This window comes from Arthrobacter sp. AOP36-F1-5, from assembly GCF_058137995.1.
Genome location: NZ_CM176892.1, coordinates 1,127,815 through 1,142,934, shown reverse-complemented (window position 1 = coordinate 1,142,934; position 15,120 = coordinate 1,127,815). Strand labels below are relative to the sequence as shown.

Here is a 15,120-nt window from a genome sequence, read left to right as displayed (position 1 = left end):
CTCCAGCTCACGCAGCGGGCATCAAGGCCGAATGATTAGCGAACGCGCCTCGACGCCGAGTTGCTCGGCGAGGGCGTCGACCGAATCCAGGGTGAGGTTGCGCTCCCCGCGCTCGATGCCGGCGAGGTACCGAGTCGAGACACCGAGCTCCTCGGCGAGACCTTCTTGCGACAGACGGCGCGCAAGGCGCAGATCGCGCACCTGCGCTCCGAGCACCTTTTTCAGTGGATCTGTCACACGACCAGCCTCAGGTCTGGTAGTCATGACTTCCAGGAAGTTATCGCTTCCAGTGCGGTCGAGACGGGTCGCGCACGACTCGCACTGCGGCCGCATCAGACCTCGAAGGAGAGCATGACGATGCCCGATTCGCAGCAGGTGCCCGACGGGAGCTCGACGGCTCTCCCCCGCGTCCTGCACAAACCACTCAGCAGGGCACTGCTCTCGGAATCGTGGGCTCAAGCAGCGGAGGCAAAGCGGATGGAGCGGGCAGACGACGACCTGCAGCTGACGTACGAAGCCTATGCAGCGGGCGAACCATATCGCGCGTGTGGGCGTGCCCTTCTCGGTGAGCCAGCCCTGGGAACTGATGAAGAGAGCCTTGCGCTGATCGATGCCGACAACGCCGAGTTCCGAGCCGAGCACACGGCATGCAACATGGGGGTTTGGCGTCTCGAGAACAACAGGGTGGAGCACTGCCATCTGTGCTGCCCGTTCCCGCCACTTTCGCCGACTCAGCGCGATGAGCTCCGACAGCTCCTATACCCACCCTCATTGCACATCGACCGCAGCGCCACTTGGCGAGTGGAACTGACCTGCCAGCACGTCGAGACCTTGGTCGGGCATTCCCCTCGCTACGTTGAGCCAACCGTCCAATGCACCTAATGCGCTGTCATCCGCGGCGTGGTCAAAGCCGTGCGAATCGATGACCAGGCGAAGGCTGGTGACGGCGGCAGCGACATCGAGGGCCTCCAGCCCGACTATCAACGACTCACAGATGAGCAATGGAGCTGGATCAAGCACATCGTCCACACAGAAGAGGGCGCTCGCCGCGGGCGGCCACGCACTGACATACGCACGATCGTCGACGCGGCTCTCTACAAGACCCGCACCGGCATCTCGTGGCGCGAGCTCCCAGCTGAGTTCGGGTCATGGCAGACCGCCTTGCGCCGGCACAACCAACTGATCGCGAGCTCCCAGTGGGACGAGATCACTCGCACTCTGGCGGAACCAGACCTGCCCCAGTGAACTGCGGCGTCGTTGAGACGACCCACTTTTGAGTCAGGCTGCTTATTGCAGTCAGCGCACCTACCAAGAGATCGTGCGTCGAACGGCTCGAATCTTCTTCAGAACTGGCCAGCCGAGACTGCCTACCAAGAACGCTGCCGCACCGAGGGAATCAGAATCGACCTGTGCGGGAGTTCCGCAGAGGTTGATTAAAACCCCAGGTCAGCGAGACAAAAGCTAAGCAACTGATGGTAGATCGAAACTCGTCCGTCGAGCCCCACAGGAAGCCGAAAGGCAAAACCCCTGGTCAGAGGCGCTTTTTAGACATTGAACCTAAATTCGACCGCATTCCGGCACGGAGCAACGTCTGGATCGTCGACTCGCACCGGCATAGAGTGCTGAGATGTCGTCCCCCGCAGGATCCCCCGATGCCGTGCGCCAACATCAAAGCAGCCGGTGAAGGTCGATCATAGCGAGAATCAGTCGTCCAGAATCGCCTGAAGTCGTTGCACTTCAAGCGCGCCGTGAAGGCCTCCGCGCATTACTGTGTCAACCTCGCCCTCAAATCGGTCATCGCCGATCTCGGTGGTCCAGTCGATGTACTTCTGGGCAAACCGAAGAAGGTCGCAAGCATAAATCGTCGCTTTCCCCTTCTCGGTCTTCCCCACATAAATGTATTGCGAATTGAAGATGTGGTCTGCGAACTTGTCATAGTGAGGATGAATAATCTTGAAGTGGGACGAACCATCCGGATATGACATGCGACGTTCGTTATTGAGCACCTTTTTATCTGATTTGTGGAGGTTGCAATCCGGACACGATGCTGCCAGATTTCGCGGCTCAAACATGAAACGGCAATGACTAGATCTTGGAACAACATGTTCGATATCCCATACACGATGATTGTCCGAACCAAGATGCCGATTGCAGTAACAGCATCGAGTCGCTTGCGCCGCAATATAATGGCGCTTAATGTGGGCCTTCACTTCACGAAGTGCCGCTTCTTCCCAGTCGTTCGGGGAAACGCTTCTCCCATTGGCTGACAGCTGGCCGATGGCAGCCAAGTGTGCCGCTGAGAACGACACCGCTTCAAAAATCATGACTGCCCCTCGCCGCCTTCCCGCAGCTCAACAAGCCCATAAATCAGATCCCGCATTGGACTGCCCTCCTCTAGTTTGGAGGCGAGTGGCCCAAGGACGTTCAGGAGCTCTGCGAAGCGTTCTGTATCAGACTCGCCATCCGCTGCAATACGTAGAGACTCCACCAGAAGCTGCTTCAGAAACAAGTTGTTCTTTCCAGGCACATCAAAAGCCCGAACAAGCACTTCGTCAATTGAATCGCCCGAAAATTCATGGCCGGGGCTAGCAACCGGCCGCTGGGGGTCCGCAGAAAGCACATTGGCTGTGGCGGATGGCACGTCAGATACAACCAATGGCGAGTGTGTGGCGACAACGAAATGACAGCCTGAGTACTTCGCGAAGACCTCCGACAATAGCCCGAGATACTGCGCTTGCCATTCAGGATGAAGACTCACTTCGGGCTCGTCTATGAGCACTAAAGCGTCGTCCCGAATCACGGCAGCAATCCCCAAGAATGCTGTCACCAGTGAAAGCTCACCGGAACTAATCTCGCGCAAATCTATTCGCGTCTTTCCCTCCACAACCTGAAGTTCCGCAGATCGTAACCTGATCAATCCGGCCTGCCTCAGGAGCTGGATGTCGCGGCTGCGGGAACGGTCCGTCGATGCATCTTGTTCAAAATCCAGGACAAATCGTAGGTAGCGATCTTCTGAATCGAACCGAAGCTTCTCGATGATCGCGTCCAAAGACTTCGCCGCCTCGGGGTCCTTGTCCCAAATCCGCCTCAGCCTCTCACCAGAATATGTCCCTGCGCGCCGGGCCTCGCTATCGTCAATCAGCTCTCTTACACTCTTACCGCCACTCCTTAGGCCCGGGTGCCGCCAATCGTAAGCATGCTCAACCCAAGGCTCGTATCCAAGAAATTGAAAGACATCAGCAACCCGGGACCTCCGCTCTCTGCTCGATTCCGCCGCGTCCATCAGGGATTCCAGCGCACGGTGTACAGCACCGGTCGGCGACGCTCTTCCAGTCCTGTCCCTTAGCCCCATGTAGCTGTAGAACCGATCCGCCTCTAAATCATCCTCCAGGCTCAGGCGAGGCGGCAATGGAAACTTGTCCATCACAGTGGTACTGAGTGCGATCACTCTCGACGGCAACGGAATAATCCCTGATGGAACAGACTCACCGTTCAATCTGCCAACGATCTCGCCACCCTCGACGCCAACGAGCTCGCATTCGTCCTCACGAAGCACGTATCGAATCCGCCAAACAGTCCGGTTGCTGGATCGCGTATACGAGCGTCTCTCACGCGGAAGCTGGCCGTAGCGAGCGTTTGCGAACATCGCCGCAACGCCGCCCAATGCTCGACTTTTCCCAAGCCCGTTCCTGCCCAGGACCACCGACGTCCAGGACTCTTCTGTCGAGGAAGTATCGGGTGGGGGCGAGATAACAAGCTCTCGCTCGAAAGCCCCCTCTTCGATTTGCGCAGAGCTCCGCCTGTCGACGCTTCTGTATTCCAGTGAGAGCAGACGAAAACCGACCATCGAAGTTGCTTCCTCCATGAAATTTGCAATCCAAGAAGCACGTTTGCTCAACACCGTCACAGAGCTTGAGCAGTGAGTCCCCCGGTAGCTAATATACAGCACCCCTCCCTGTCCGTCAGCGCCGAATGCGTCCAACTGAAGAGATGCACCAGTACCGCACATCCAAGCCCGGGCTCAGGCCCGATGTATGAGGTCATGACGTTGTCTACACGTTCGTGGACGCGGTTGGCCGGGGGCTGATCAGCGCAGGCGGTGTGCGGCCGATGATAGTTGTAATGGTGGACCCAGACGCTGATCGCTTCGCGCCGCTCGTACTCGGAGTAGAAGGCGTGCGCGTAGAGGCATTCCTCGGCAAGGATCCGCTGGTAGCGCTCGACTTTGCCGTTGTGCCGGGGCGTGTAGGGCCGGGTCCGCTGATGGCGTGAAGCATGCGCGTTCACGGTGCGGACGAACGTCTTCGCCCGGTAGTTGGCACCATTGTCGGTGACCACCCGGACCAGTCTCGTGATGCCGTGAGCAGCGAAGAACGCCCTGGCGCGGGAGAAGAATCCGATAGTAGTCGCGGCGGTCTCGTTCTCCAGGGCCTCGGTGTATGCCAGGCGGGAGTAGCCGTCGATCGCGGAGTGCAGGTAGGTGTAGCCCACGCGCTGCTTGCCCTTCTTCGCGTTACCGCGGCCGTGGAGTCGCCAGCCGCCACCGTCGGGGATCTGTCCGACCTTCTTCACGTCCAGGTGGAGCATGTGACCCGGGAACCGGGCGATGATCTTCCCGGTCTCGCGGTTGTTTTCCCCGGTCGGGTCGAGATCCCGACGCCGGGAGATCCCCAGTCGTTCGAGCCAGCGTCCGATCGTGCGAACGCAGTAGTGGTGACCGCGGCCTGCGAGCTCAAGCACGATACGGCGGGCCGACCACTTCTTCTCTCGCCTCCAGGCGTCGATGAGTTCGAGGACCTCGATCGGTGGTCGCGAGGGTCGCCTGACCGGGGCGCTGGAGCGATCCTCCAGCGCCTCGGGGCCGTCATGGCGGTAGCGGTGGACCCACTTCGTCAGGGTCGCGCGGGCGATGCCGGCTTCGGCGGCGACGTGGGAGATGGGTCGGCCATCGTCTTCGACACGTAGGACCAGGCGGAGTCTTCCGGCAGGGGTCAGCGGCGAATTACGGTGGGTCATGGAACGGGTCTCTTCCAGCAGATGGACGGCTTCAGCACCACCCATCGTGCCGGTCAGGGACCCGTTCCTTCATCCCTGCTACGTGACTACAACGTCATGACCCACAACAGCGACACACACCCTCGGTGCTCGGCAGCGGCGGCGCATCACCGCAGTGAGCGCTGTCCACGGCCACTAAACCCTGATTCCGTCGGGATACGAGGACCTGCGTTCGCAGAAACGGCCCCGCCTGCCGAAGCAGACGGGGCCGTCAGACAAGCCAAACGAGCTACACGCTAAACCGAAACTTGACCGCGTTCCGAAGCCGAATAACCTCTCTCGTGGCCGGCCCCGCTCGGCCACTTCAGTACGAAGCACATGATCCTGTGCGACGCAGTTGCCCTCGGCAGAATGCCGACTACGGTCTCAGCTTGAGGGCTCAAGGGGTTCCGTAGGTCCGTCGCGAGGACACCAAGCAGGGGCCTGCCAAGTGTTATGTCGCAGGACATCGGTGACAGTTCTGTATCAGGACATCGGTGACACTTCCGGGGCTCTTGGTGGTGACACTTCGCCGGTGAAAATGGGCGGTGAGCAGAAACGAGCCCGTCGATCCCACTGTCCGCCTGGCCATCTCGCGGTGGCCTGATGACGCACCGCGCGGGTCGGTGAGCACGTTCTGCGTCGAGCACGGCATCTCGCGCAAGACGTTCTACCCCCTCCGTGCTCGCGCCCGCGTCGATGGGCCCGCGGCCGTGCTCGAGCCCCGCACCAAACGACCACATACCTCCCCGGGCCAGCTCGATGAAGAGGTCAAGGACCAGGCTGTTCAGGTCCGCGCCGCGCTCGAAGCGTCAGGGCTGGATCACGGTCCGATCAGCGTCCACGACCGGATGAAAACGATGGGACTTGAAGCGCCATCGATCGCGGCCCTGGCACGGATCTTCCGCGAACGAGGCGTGGCTCGACTGGAGCCGAGGAAGCGGCCTCGCGCGTCCTGGCGGCGGTTCGTCTATCCGGCACCGAACGCGTGCTGGCAGCTGGATGCGACCCAGTACGTCCTCACCAATGGCCGGACCTGCGTGATCTTCCAGCTCCAGGACGATCACTCGCGCCTCGCGGTCGCCTCCCACGTGGCGGGCAGCGAGACCGCTGAAGCAGCGATCGCGGTGTTCAACAAGGGCACCGCGCGTTACGGGACTCCGCAGCGTCTGCTTACCGACAACGGAGCCGCGCTGAACCCCACGCGCCGTGGGATGAAGGGCCAACTCGTCATCCACGTGACCGCGCTGGGAGTCGAGGCGATCACTGGGAGGCCCTACAAGCCGACCACGCAGGGCAAGAACGAACGATTCCACCAGACTCTATTCCGCTGGCTGGACAAACAGCCCATCGCTGGAAGCATCGAGGAGCTCCAAGCTCAGGTCAACGAGTTCGACGTCATCTATAACGAGCAACGCCCTCACCAGGGGCTTCCCGGACGGATCACACCCCGCCAGGCCTGGGACGCGACGGAGCCGGCACCGTCTCCCCGGCCTGTCGTGGAGCCCAGCCTGACCATCGAAATCGCCGGGGACAGCAAGAAGCGTTCCCGGGATCTCTCCCGGGAGCGGGTCATCCAGACCGGTGAACGAACACGGGTGGTGAACAGCAACGGCACGATCACCCTTCACGGCGTCGCGTTCCAGGTCTCCCAGCCCCATGCCCAGCAGGAAGTGCACGTCCTCGTCGAACAGGCCAGCGTCACGTTCGTCGACCTCCACGGCGAGATCCTGGCCGAGCATGCTTGGCCGCCGCTCGGCATCCGATACGCGTCCAAGCACACGGGTCAACGGAGCGGCAAACGCCGAGGCCGGCCACCGAAGAATCCCGAACCGTCACCGATGTCCTGAGACATCAACTGTCACCGATGTCCTGATACAGAACTGTCATCGAAGTCCTGAGACATCACAGAGCACCTGCAACGATCGATCCCCGTCGAGCTCCGAGTTTTGAGTCAGACCTATTTTTGAGTCAGCGCAACTAGCGAGAGATCGCGCGTCGAACAACTCGAATCCTCCCCAGAACTGACCATCCGGGGTGCTTGCCCGCGACGCTCCCGCACCGCAGAAACGAGTGTCGGCCCCCGCGGAGGTTCCGCAGGGTCCGACTAAAACCGCAGGTCAGCGGCATGAACGCTAAGCAACTGATGGTAGATCGAAACTCGTCCGTCGACCCCAACAGGAAGCCGAGAAGGTAAAACCCCTGGTCAGAGGCGCTTTTTACACGTTGAACCGGAACTCCACCACGTCGCCGCACAAACCAACCTCTGGGGCCGACAGCCCAAAGCACTACTTTCTTTTTCTGCAACTAGTTGCTATCTTGGCACCATGAAGGACGCCGAACCGAGCGAGCACCAGAACGTCACTGCCATCGAAGCACAGCGCCTGCTTGACTCAATGCCGCCGAGACCTCGGCGAGTTTTCAGCGCCGGTGACCATCTGAGCGCGATTGCCACGATCGCGCTGTCATTCGCGTCCGGGCTTCTCGCGCTGAGCGGATTTCCCTGGTGGGCCATCCCACTCACCTTAGGCGCAATCGTCACGTCAAACGTCTGGATCTCCAAGCGACTGAGCCAGCCGAACGAGCCCAGGCTAAAGGGGACCATCATCTCCGCAGCATTCGCCGTCTGGCTCCTGATCCCCGTCTGGCGGGGCCTCGTGCATGGCGAGACGATTCCGTTCCCTGAAGCGTTCATCTTCGCGGGCTTGGCCCCTGCGGCATGGCTGGTGTTCTATGTCGTGCTTCTGATCCGCCGCTGACATGTCGTATGCAGAAATCGATGCACACCTGGTCGCGCCCAAGCGATTCGTCACTCTCTCGCATCTGAGCCAGGTAGAGCAAGCGGACTACTCCGCACTGCAGGAGACGACGGGCTTGTCGATGCCCGATCTGTCGAAGGTGCTTCGGGACCTGGAGGATCGAGGCCTGGTGGAGATCTCCAAGGAGCGCAAGAACCGTTACGGAACAACGCTGGTGCGGCTGACGCCAGAGGGCAGAGGGACGTTCCGCAACCTGGTGTCCACCCTAAATCGCATTGCCGGAAGATGAGTATTGCGAACAGTGTCGCCCTCGAAGACCGGAGAGCTTTGAGCGCCCAGAACCACCGCCGCATCGGCGAGACTCTCAGCCCCGCGCAGAACGCGCTGCTCGACATCCTGCAGCGGCGAGGACGCCGCGGAAACGCACGGGCTTCTCGGGCTCTGGGTCGCCGATGGACGTCTGCACTCCGTCAACTACATGCCCTTCGGCGATGATCACATCGCACTTCCTGCGCCATGCGACCACACGGTCACGCTGATCGATTCAGCGTGAGGCAACGGACGTCAGGCTTGGAGTGGCCGCAACCAGAGGTTAAAGCGCAAACCGAAACTCCACCACGTCGCCGCGGTTAGCGAACCTTTGGCGCGACCACCGGTTCACTTCTTACCCGCAGAGGTTGTATTGTGCCGCCATTCGCAGCAGTGCCCACAGGTGCCAACCTTTGACAGGAGTGATCTCGTCACTGACTGGTCGAAGGCGCGTGATATTGCCATTTTCATGGTTCGTCCACGAAGGCTGCTCCACGCGCTTTCAATCATTGATTTCAATGAGAAGCCAATCAGCTAAAACGCGTTACTCCGCGGGTACGATCACGGAAGCCCCGTCATCTTCGATCATTTCCCACTGGGCCTCCGGCTTGAACGTCTCTTCAGCAGAGAAGGAACGTGAGCAGAAATCAAAGTCGATGCGGGACAGTTCGAGAGTGCTGACGTCCTCGTTGCTGCGGAATATTAGCCACTGCAAGTCGTCAGAGCTGTCGGCATCTACTTCAGAAGCTGCAGCGGCAAGCACTGGATGAACATCGCCCTTCGGCTCGGCGTAAGGACAGACGATGAGCAACTCATCCCAAGCCATGTCGCCACCGACACTCGAAGGCAAATTAAACGTTCTACTTTTCGAAGAGATATCCTCAAGCTCGGCCTCGAACGAACTTGCCGTCGAGCACCCTGGCAGCAACAGCACTCCCGCCAACGCTAGAGAAAGCGTTGATACAGCTTGCACCGATCGCACTTTCACGTCAGACATCGAACCACCTTATCACGCAATCTCGACGCGATCCGAAACCCCTAACATTGTCAGGTGAGCCAATACCGGGCGCTGCTGGATCAACCAAAGCCAGCGATGCACACCACGCGTCTGCCATTCGGCAACGATTGCACTCCTAGCTCACCGTAGCAAAGCGCCGAACCCCGACAGGGATCCGGCGCTTGCATAAGACGTTAAAGCGAAACGCGACTAGACGTTAAACCGCCACTCGCACACGTCGCCGCACATACCAACCTCACGGGAGGGGTCTACGGCCCAGCGCATGCGGCGGCAGGACAAGCTCGGAATCGTCAACTTGCGTAAAGCGAGCTGTACATGTCAAGCTAGCTTCACATGTCAAACGAGCTTCACAACGGAGAGACTATGAGCACCGAACCACGAACCGACACCCGAACGCGCTGGGGCCGCATCAAGTTCGCCGGAGGGCGCATCCCCGCGATGGCTGTTGCGATCCCGGCCGGGCTGATCCTGGCCGCGGGAGTTGGTGCGCTCACACTTTTGACTGGAGTCTCCCAGGGCGAGCAGGCCTTGATCATTGCCGGCGTGTTCACCCTCATCATGTCCTGGGGGCTCATCGGCCTCATCTGGGCCCTAGTCGTGGATCACTCAAGCCTGCGGGGGGCACTCGACAGGCCAGATGAATCGATCGAGTCAAAGTGGCTGGAAGCCGCTATGGCTGGTGCGCTCTGCGACACGATCATGCTGACAGGATTCGCGCTTGCTACTCTCGTCATCACCGGCTTCGAACTCGATGTCACCTGGGCGCTCATCGGCGTCGTCTGGGTTGCCTTCTTCAGTACAATTGTGCGGTACCTCATGGCGAAGAAGCGGGGCTGACCGTGAAGAACTCGCTTCACGAACGCCGACAGGACCGCGGATGGTCGCAACAACGCCTCGCCGATGAACTCGGAGTCTCCCGCCAAACAGTCATCTCCATCGAACGCGGACGGTTTGACCCATCCTTGCCGCTAGCTTTCCGTCTGGCCGAGGTTTTCGAATGCAGGATCGAGGAACTCTTCGATCCCAAAGGAGAAGACGCCCGGCCGAGCTGAGGCCCGATATGTATCGAGGACACAAAAATGCCCCGGTTTCTAAGAAGAAACCGGGGCATCAAAAGCGCTAAAGACTAGACGTTAAACCTAAATTCCACGACGTCGCCGTCCTTCATGATGTATTCCTTGCCTTCGATACGTGCCTTGCCGGCGGCCTTGGCGGCAGCGGTTGACCCGGCAGCGACCAGGTCTTCGAAACCAATGATTTCGGCCTTGATGAATCCTCGCTGGAAGTCGGTGTGGATGACTCCGGCTGCCTGAGGCGCGGTGGCCCCCTGCGGGATCGTCCAGGCACGTGATTCCTTCGGGCCTGCCGTCAAATAAGTCTGCAGCCCCAAGGTGTTGAACCCGACGCGGGCCAACTGATCCAGGCCGGACTCCTCATAGCCGGCGTCGGCCAGCATCTCCGCGGCTTCGTCCTCTTCGAGTTCGACCAGGTCGGATTCGAACTGGGCATCCAGGAAGATCGCCTCGGCCGGAGCCACGAGTTCACTCAGTCGGGTGCGCAGGGCCTCGTCGGCGAGGGCTTCTTCGTCCATGTTGAAGACGTAGATGAATGGCTTGGTGGTCATGAGCTGCAGCGAAGCGATCTCGGCGAGATCGAGCTTGGCTGCTGCGGCGCCGGCGTAGAGCGTGGTGCCCGTTTCCAGCACTTCCTGCGCCGTCTTGATGGCTGCCAGCAACGAGGCGTCGGCCTTCTTGGCCTTGACTTCCTTCTCCAGCCGCGGCAGCTGGTTTTCAATCGTCTGCATGTCGGCCAGGATCAGCTCCGTGGCGACGGTGTCGATGTCTCCGGCGGGGTCGATTTCTCCGTTGACGTGGACCACGTCAGGATCAGCAAACGCCCGGGTGACCTGGCAGATGGCGTCTGCTTCGCGGATGTTGGCCAGGAACTTATTGCCCAGCCCCTCCCCCTCGGAGGCGCCCTTGACGATTCCGGCGATGTCCACGAACGACACCGTTGCCGGCAGGATGCGCTCGGATCCGAAGATCCCGGCGAGGACCTTCAGCCGCTCATCCGGCAGGGGGACGACGCCGACGTTGGGCTCGATCGTGGCGAACGGGTAGTTCGCCGCGAGAACCTGCGCGCGGGTCAGTGCATTGAACATGGTTGACTTGCCGACATTGGGCAGTCCGACGATTCCGATAGTAAGTGCCACGGGAGACAACTCTACCTGCCGCAATGTGTCGGCGCGGACTGGCACAGTGGACCCATGGACGCTTTTGCATGGGTTGTGTCGACTCTCACGTTGTTATTGGGCCTGGTTCTCGGGGCTTTCGGCCTCTGGATGCTCGGGCTCAGGGACCGTTTTTCCGTCCTCAATCACGAGAACCGCACGGCCACGCAGGAACTCGCCACCGCCGAATCGGCGTTGGCGACCGCACACAGCCACATTGATTCGCTCCAGTCCCGGCAGGACGCTGAACGCCAACGCGACGGCGACGAACGGAAGGTGCTGCAGGTGTTGGCTCCCGTGGCGGAGAAGCTCCAGCAGGTCCAGCAGCAGGTGACGGTCCTCGAACGTGACCGGGTCGAGCAATACGGCCAGCTCAGCCAGCAGTTGAACATGGCAGCCGAGCAAGACGCCGCCATTTTGAGGACGACGTCGTCACTGGCCGGGGCCTTGCGCAACACGTCGGCGCGGGGCACCTGGGGCGAGGTCCAGCTACGCCGGGTGGTGGAAGCAGCGGGGATGCTGTCCCGGGTGGATTTCAACGAGCAGGTCACCACGTCCGACGGCAAGCGCCCCGACATGGTCATCACCCTGCCCGGCGGCAAATCCGTCGTTGTCGATTCAAAGGTCCCGCTCAATTCCTACCTATTGGCCCAGGAGATTGATCTCCTGGCGGAACCGTCACGGGAGGCCGAACGGCGGACGCTGCTCGAAGCCCATGCCAAGGCCCTGCGGGCGCATGTCGACGATCTGGGGTCGAAGGCCTATTGGGAATCCCTGGCCGCCAGCCCTGAATTGGTGGTCTGCTTCCTACCGGCGGAATCCTTCCTCGCCGCAGCAGTCACCAGTGATCCGGAGCTCCTCGATCATGCGTTCTCCAAGAACGTCGCCCTGGCCGCACCGGCCACGTTGCTCTCCATCCTCAAGGGCTTGTCCTTCGCCTGGCGCCAGGAATTGCTCACGGAAAACGCCAGGGCCCTCTTCGACGAATCCAAGGACCTTTACAACCGCTTGGGCACGTTGGGATCCCATGTGACGAAGTTGGGATCCTCGCTGAAGTCCAGCGTTGAACGCTACAACTCGTTCGTCGGAACCCTTGAGTCCAGGGTCCTGCCCTCGGTACGTCGGATCCAGAACCTGGACCCGGGCCATGGGTTGTCCTCCACCGATGGAGCCGGGCTGTCCGTGCCGCCCCTGGAGTCCACTCCCCGGGTCCTCAGTGCCAGTGAGCTCCTGCAGGCCGAGCGGCCCACGCAGGAGCAGCCCGCGGAACCACGCAGCGGGGCAGGTGCTTAGACGGCAGGATCCGATGCCGCACGCCGGGCCCCGTGGGGGGAATCGTCCACAATGTTGCGTACGGTGGATTTCCGCCTAATCGCACGGCGGCCGGGGCCGGTCGCATCGAGCGCCTATTTCCCCGGGACGTTCCCAGGATCCCCGGCAGGTCCGTCGAAGTCCGCCATCGGTACCTTCGAGCGGGTTGGTCCATTGGATGAGGGCGGCACCCCGCTCCGGGTCCGCCACTTCCGTACCGGCCGCATCGAAGACGTGCGCCTTGGTGCCGTTCGATGCGGTCATGACGTGCTTCTCGTGCGGCGCAGGTACGCCTAGTTCGCGGTTCCGTGCCCGCCAAGTCCGGTCGAGGTGTCGCCGGCTTCCTTGAGCTTGGCCCGCAGTTCCTTGGGCAGCGAGAAGATGATGTCCTCCTGCGCGGTGACGATCTCCTCGACGGGACCGAACCCGTAATCGGCGAGTAGTTCGAGCACCTCGTAGACGAGGACTTCGGGAACCGAGGCGCCCGAAGAGATCCCCACGCTGGAGATGCCTTCGAACCATGCCTCGTCGATCTCATGGGCGAAGTCGACCCGGTGGGCGTATTTGGCCCCGTATTCAAGGGCGACCTCGACCAGACGCACGGAGTTGGAGGAGTTGGACGAGCCAACGACGATCACCAGTTCCGCCTCGGGGGCGATCTTCTTGATCGCCGTCTGGCGGTTGGAGGTGGCATAGCAGATATCGTCACTGGGCGGATCCTGGAGTTTCGGGAACCGCTCGCGCAGGATATCCACCATTTCCAGCGTCTCGTCGACCGACAAGGTCGTCTGCGAGAGCCAGATCAGGTGCTCCGGATCCTCGACTTCGACGGTACGGGCCTCCGCCGGGTTGTTCACGATCGTGATGCTCTCCGGGGCCTCCCCGTAGGTCCCTTCGACCTCTTCGTGGTCGGCATGGCCGATGAGCAGGATGTGGTTCTTGGCCTTGGCGAACCGGACGGCTTCGCGGTGGACCTTGGTGACCAGGGGGCAGGTCGCGTCGATGGTCCGCAGATTGCGGTCTTCGGCGGACTGGACGACGGCGGGGCTCACCCCGTGGGCCGAGAACACGACGAGCGCGCCTTCGGGGACCTCGTCGGTCTCCTCGACGAAGATGGCTCCGCGTTCCTCCAATGTGGACACGACGTGGACGTTGTGCACGATCTGTTTACGGACATACACCGGGGCCCCATAATGTTCCAGGGCCTTTTCCACGGCGATCACCGCCCGATCAACGCCGGCGCAATAACCCCGCGGGGCGGCCAGAAGGACCCTCTTGGGTCCCTCAACGGGGGCAACGGCGGCTACCTCCTCGGGCGAACGACGACGACGGGGCACCTGTGGCATGGGCACGGAAACCGGGGCGGCAGAACTGATGGACATGCCATCCATGCTATCCGTTCCTGCCACGACCCACGAGGAGCCGGATCACAACCCCGCCAATCAGGACCACTACCCCACCCACCAGTGAGGCCGTTCCGACGCCCTGCACCTGCTCCGCCAGCCCGGTCATGATCCGGGATCCGGCCACCGCGCCCAGCCCCTCCGAGGCCTGGACCGCGCCGTCCGGGGCGAGACGCTCCGCCAGGATCAACAGGGCCGCCGACCAGAGGCAGACGACCGCTCCTCCCAGGGCGACGACCCCTCCCCGGGACCGGGGCCGGGCCAGCACCAGTCCGGCTAATGCCAGGATCGCCGAGCCAACGGCGGCCCATCCCCAGGAACCAGCCAGCCATACCGTCGTGGCCACCCGTTGCGCCACCGTCGGATCGGCGGACGGGAGATCCAGGGGAACGGAGGCAGTGATGTCCTGGCCCAGCGAATCGATCACCAGCCCCAGCCCCACCCCGGGGGCCGCCTCCTTGAGGCCCTCGACGCCGAGATCGACCACGGGGCCGAGTTCAAGGGTGGCCGGCGCCGTTTCCGCCGCGCCGTTCCGCACCGCGGAGAGCCGATCCACATAGGCCTGTCGGGATTCATCGATGCTTTCAAGCCAGGCCGGCTCGAAACCTTCACTGTCCAGCACCACCTCCACGGCCCGTGCACTGGCCTTGTTCAGCGGCTCGACCAACATCTCGGGTACTTCGATGCTGCCGGGAAGGGCCTCGTGGATTCCATCGATCATCACCTGCGGCAGTGCGTCCCTGACGTCCTGGTCTGTGGGGAGGCCCCCGGCGATCTCACGGGCCGGTCCGGCGGTGTGTGCGATTCGATCGATGGAGGATCCGGTGACGGCCCCGCCAGCCAGAAGCGCCGACAGGATCATGAGCACCACGGGTCCGATGGAGCGCACGGCCTCCCCTTCCCGGATGGTTTGCCTCGGCACGCCCGGCCGGGCGTACGCCATTTATCCCAGCCTACTGGTATGCATGTACATGGGCCCGGACGACTGCCGGAGCCGCAACGAGACCGGGGAGCAAGAGCCGTGGAGAACCCGAACCCGTCCGCCGCCGCGGGACG

At 61.7% G+C, this 15,120-nt stretch carries 14 protein-coding genes and 1 pseudogene; 7 read left to right on the top strand and 8 right to left on the bottom strand.

Annotated features, from left to right (window positions below):
- Positions 1-21: 21 nt before the first annotated feature.
- Positions 22-237 (bottom strand): helix-turn-helix domain-containing protein, encoded by a 216-nt coding sequence (locus AC3ZI9_RS05270; RefSeq protein ID WP_489923936.1) that lies wholly within the window; start codon positions 235-237, stop codon positions 22-24.
- A gap of 675 nt (positions 238-912) precedes the next feature.
- Between AC3ZI9_RS05270 and AC3ZI9_RS05265 the strand changes: the two genes are divergently transcribed.
- On the top strand, positions 913-1,245 hold the full coding sequence (locus AC3ZI9_RS05265; protein ID WP_489923935.1) for a transposase: 333 nt from the start codon (positions 913-915) through the stop codon (positions 1,243-1,245).
- A gap of 458 nt (positions 1,246-1,703) precedes the next feature.
- On the opposite strand, the gene AC3ZI9_RS05260 is transcribed toward AC3ZI9_RS05265, so the two are convergent.
- From AC3ZI9_RS05260 to AC3ZI9_RS05250, 3 genes and pseudogenes are all read right to left on the bottom strand, one after another.
- Positions 1,704-2,324 carry an HNH endonuclease gene (locus tag AC3ZI9_RS05260; protein WP_489923934.1) on the bottom strand — a complete coding sequence of 207 codons (621 nt, stop codon included), beginning with the start codon at positions 2,322-2,324 and terminating at the stop codon, positions 1,704-1,706.
- Complete coding sequence (locus tag AC3ZI9_RS05255; RefSeq protein WP_489923933.1) at positions 2,321-3,865, bottom strand: AAA family ATPase; 1,545 nt, start codon at positions 3,863-3,865, stop codon at positions 2,321-2,323. The genes AC3ZI9_RS05260 and AC3ZI9_RS05255 overlap by 4 nt, the downstream gene beginning before the upstream one ends.
- A gap of 167 nt (positions 3,866-4,032) precedes the next feature.
- Positions 4,033-5,016 (bottom strand): annotated as a pseudogene (locus AC3ZI9_RS05250) (IS481 family transposase); the annotation flags it as partial.
- Between the two features lie 566 nt (positions 5,017-5,582).
- On the opposite strand from AC3ZI9_RS05250, the gene AC3ZI9_RS05245 reads away from it, so the two are divergent.
- The 3 genes from AC3ZI9_RS05245 to AC3ZI9_RS05235 all read left to right on the top strand — a co-directional run bounded on the left by AC3ZI9_RS05245 (position 5,583) and on the right by AC3ZI9_RS05235 (position 8,082).
- The gene (locus tag AC3ZI9_RS05245) at positions 5,583-6,884 is read left to right on the top strand and encodes an integrase core domain-containing protein (protein WP_489923932.1); all 1,302 of its coding nucleotides are present in this window, start codon (positions 5,583-5,585) and stop codon (positions 6,882-6,884) included.
- A gap of 477 nt (positions 6,885-7,361) precedes the next feature.
- Positions 7,362-7,793, top strand: coding sequence for a hypothetical protein (locus tag AC3ZI9_RS05240; protein ID WP_095796338.1), 432 nt, complete (start codon positions 7,362-7,364; stop codon positions 7,791-7,793).
- Between the two features lies 1 nt (position 7,794).
- Positions 7,795-8,082 (top strand): transcriptional regulator, encoded by a 288-nt coding sequence (locus AC3ZI9_RS05235; RefSeq protein ID WP_096158597.1) that lies wholly within the window; start codon positions 7,795-7,797, stop codon positions 8,080-8,082.
- A 564-nt stretch (positions 8,083-8,646) separates the two neighbouring features.
- On the opposite strand, the gene AC3ZI9_RS05230 is transcribed toward AC3ZI9_RS05235, so the two are convergent.
- A complete protein-coding gene (locus AC3ZI9_RS05230) occupies positions 8,647-9,099 on the bottom strand; it encodes a hypothetical protein (RefSeq protein ID WP_096146704.1) in 453 nt (150 codons plus the stop codon).
- Positions 9,100-9,483: 384 nt separating this feature from the next.
- Between AC3ZI9_RS05230 and AC3ZI9_RS05225 the strand changes: the two genes are divergently transcribed.
- Together AC3ZI9_RS05225 and AC3ZI9_RS05220 are read left to right on the top strand one after the other, a co-directional pair.
- Positions 9,484-9,957: a hypothetical protein gene (locus AC3ZI9_RS05225; RefSeq protein WP_086990705.1), complete on the top strand. Its 474-nt coding sequence runs from the start codon at positions 9,484-9,486 to the stop codon at positions 9,955-9,957.
- Between the two features lie 2 nt (positions 9,958-9,959).
- Positions 9,960-10,172 carry a helix-turn-helix transcriptional regulator gene (locus tag AC3ZI9_RS05220; protein WP_086990707.1) on the top strand — a complete coding sequence of 71 codons (213 nt, stop codon included), beginning with the start codon at positions 9,960-9,962 and terminating at the stop codon, positions 10,170-10,172.
- 74 nt (positions 10,173-10,246) lie between these two features.
- On the opposite strand, the gene ychF is transcribed toward AC3ZI9_RS05220, so the two are convergent.
- The gene (ychF, locus tag AC3ZI9_RS05215) at positions 10,247-11,332 is read right to left on the bottom strand and encodes a redox-regulated ATPase YchF (RefSeq protein ID WP_489923931.1); all 1,086 of its coding nucleotides are present in this window, start codon (positions 11,330-11,332) and stop codon (positions 10,247-10,249) included.
- Between the two features lie 54 nt (positions 11,333-11,386).
- On the opposite strand from ychF, the gene AC3ZI9_RS05210 reads away from it, so the two are divergent.
- Positions 11,387-12,643 (top strand): DNA recombination protein RmuC, encoded by a 1,257-nt coding sequence (locus AC3ZI9_RS05210; RefSeq protein ID WP_444554223.1) that lies wholly within the window; start codon positions 11,387-11,389, stop codon positions 12,641-12,643.
- A gap of 311 nt (positions 12,644-12,954) precedes the next feature.
- Here the strand turns inward: AC3ZI9_RS05210 and AC3ZI9_RS05205 are convergent, their stop codons facing one another.
- Both AC3ZI9_RS05205 and AC3ZI9_RS05200 read right to left on the bottom strand, forming a co-directional pair.
- Positions 12,955-14,043 carry a 4-hydroxy-3-methylbut-2-enyl diphosphate reductase gene (locus AC3ZI9_RS05205; protein ID WP_444554224.1) on the bottom strand — a complete coding sequence of 363 codons (1,089 nt, stop codon included), beginning with the start codon at positions 14,041-14,043 and terminating at the stop codon, positions 12,955-12,957.
- 10 nt (positions 14,044-14,053) lie between these two features.
- Entirely contained in the window at positions 14,054-15,007 is a 954-nt protein-coding gene (locus AC3ZI9_RS05200; protein ID WP_444554225.1) for a hypothetical protein, read from the bottom strand.
- Between the last annotated feature and the right edge of the window lie 113 nt (positions 15,008-15,120).

Bases quoted from the DNA above. Each gene is read 5' to 3' on its own strand.
- AC3ZI9_RS05260 (WP_489923934.1), bottom strand. From the start codon at position 2,324: ATGATTTTTGAAGCGGTGTCGTTCTCAGCGGCACACTTGGCTGCCATC.
- AC3ZI9_RS05255 (WP_489923933.1), bottom strand. From the start codon at position 3,865: ATGGAGGAAGCAACTTCGATGGTCGGTTTTCGTCTGCTCTCACTGGAA.
- AC3ZI9_RS05240 (WP_095796338.1), top strand. From the start codon at position 7,362: ATGAAGGACGCCGAACCGAGCGAGCACCAGAACGTCACTGCCATCGAA.
- AC3ZI9_RS05235 (WP_096158597.1), top strand. From the start codon at position 7,795: ATGTCGTATGCAGAAATCGATGCACACCTGGTCGCGCCCAAGCGATTC.
- AC3ZI9_RS05230 (WP_096146704.1), bottom strand. From the start codon at position 9,099: ATGTCTGACGTGAAAGTGCGATCGGTGCAAGCTGTATCAACGCTTTCT.
- AC3ZI9_RS05225 (WP_086990705.1), top strand. From the start codon at position 9,484: ATGAGCACCGAACCACGAACCGACACCCGAACGCGCTGGGGCCGCATC.
- AC3ZI9_RS05210 (WP_444554223.1), top strand. From the start codon at position 11,387: ATGGACGCTTTTGCATGGGTTGTGTCGACTCTCACGTTGTTATTGGGC.
- AC3ZI9_RS05205 (WP_444554224.1), bottom strand. From the start codon at position 14,043: ATGTCCATCAGTTCTGCCGCCCCGGTTTCCGTGCCCATGCCACAGGTG.
- AC3ZI9_RS05200 (WP_444554225.1), bottom strand. From the start codon at position 15,007: ATGGCGTACGCCCGGCCGGGCGTGCCGAGGCAAACCATCCGGGAAGGG.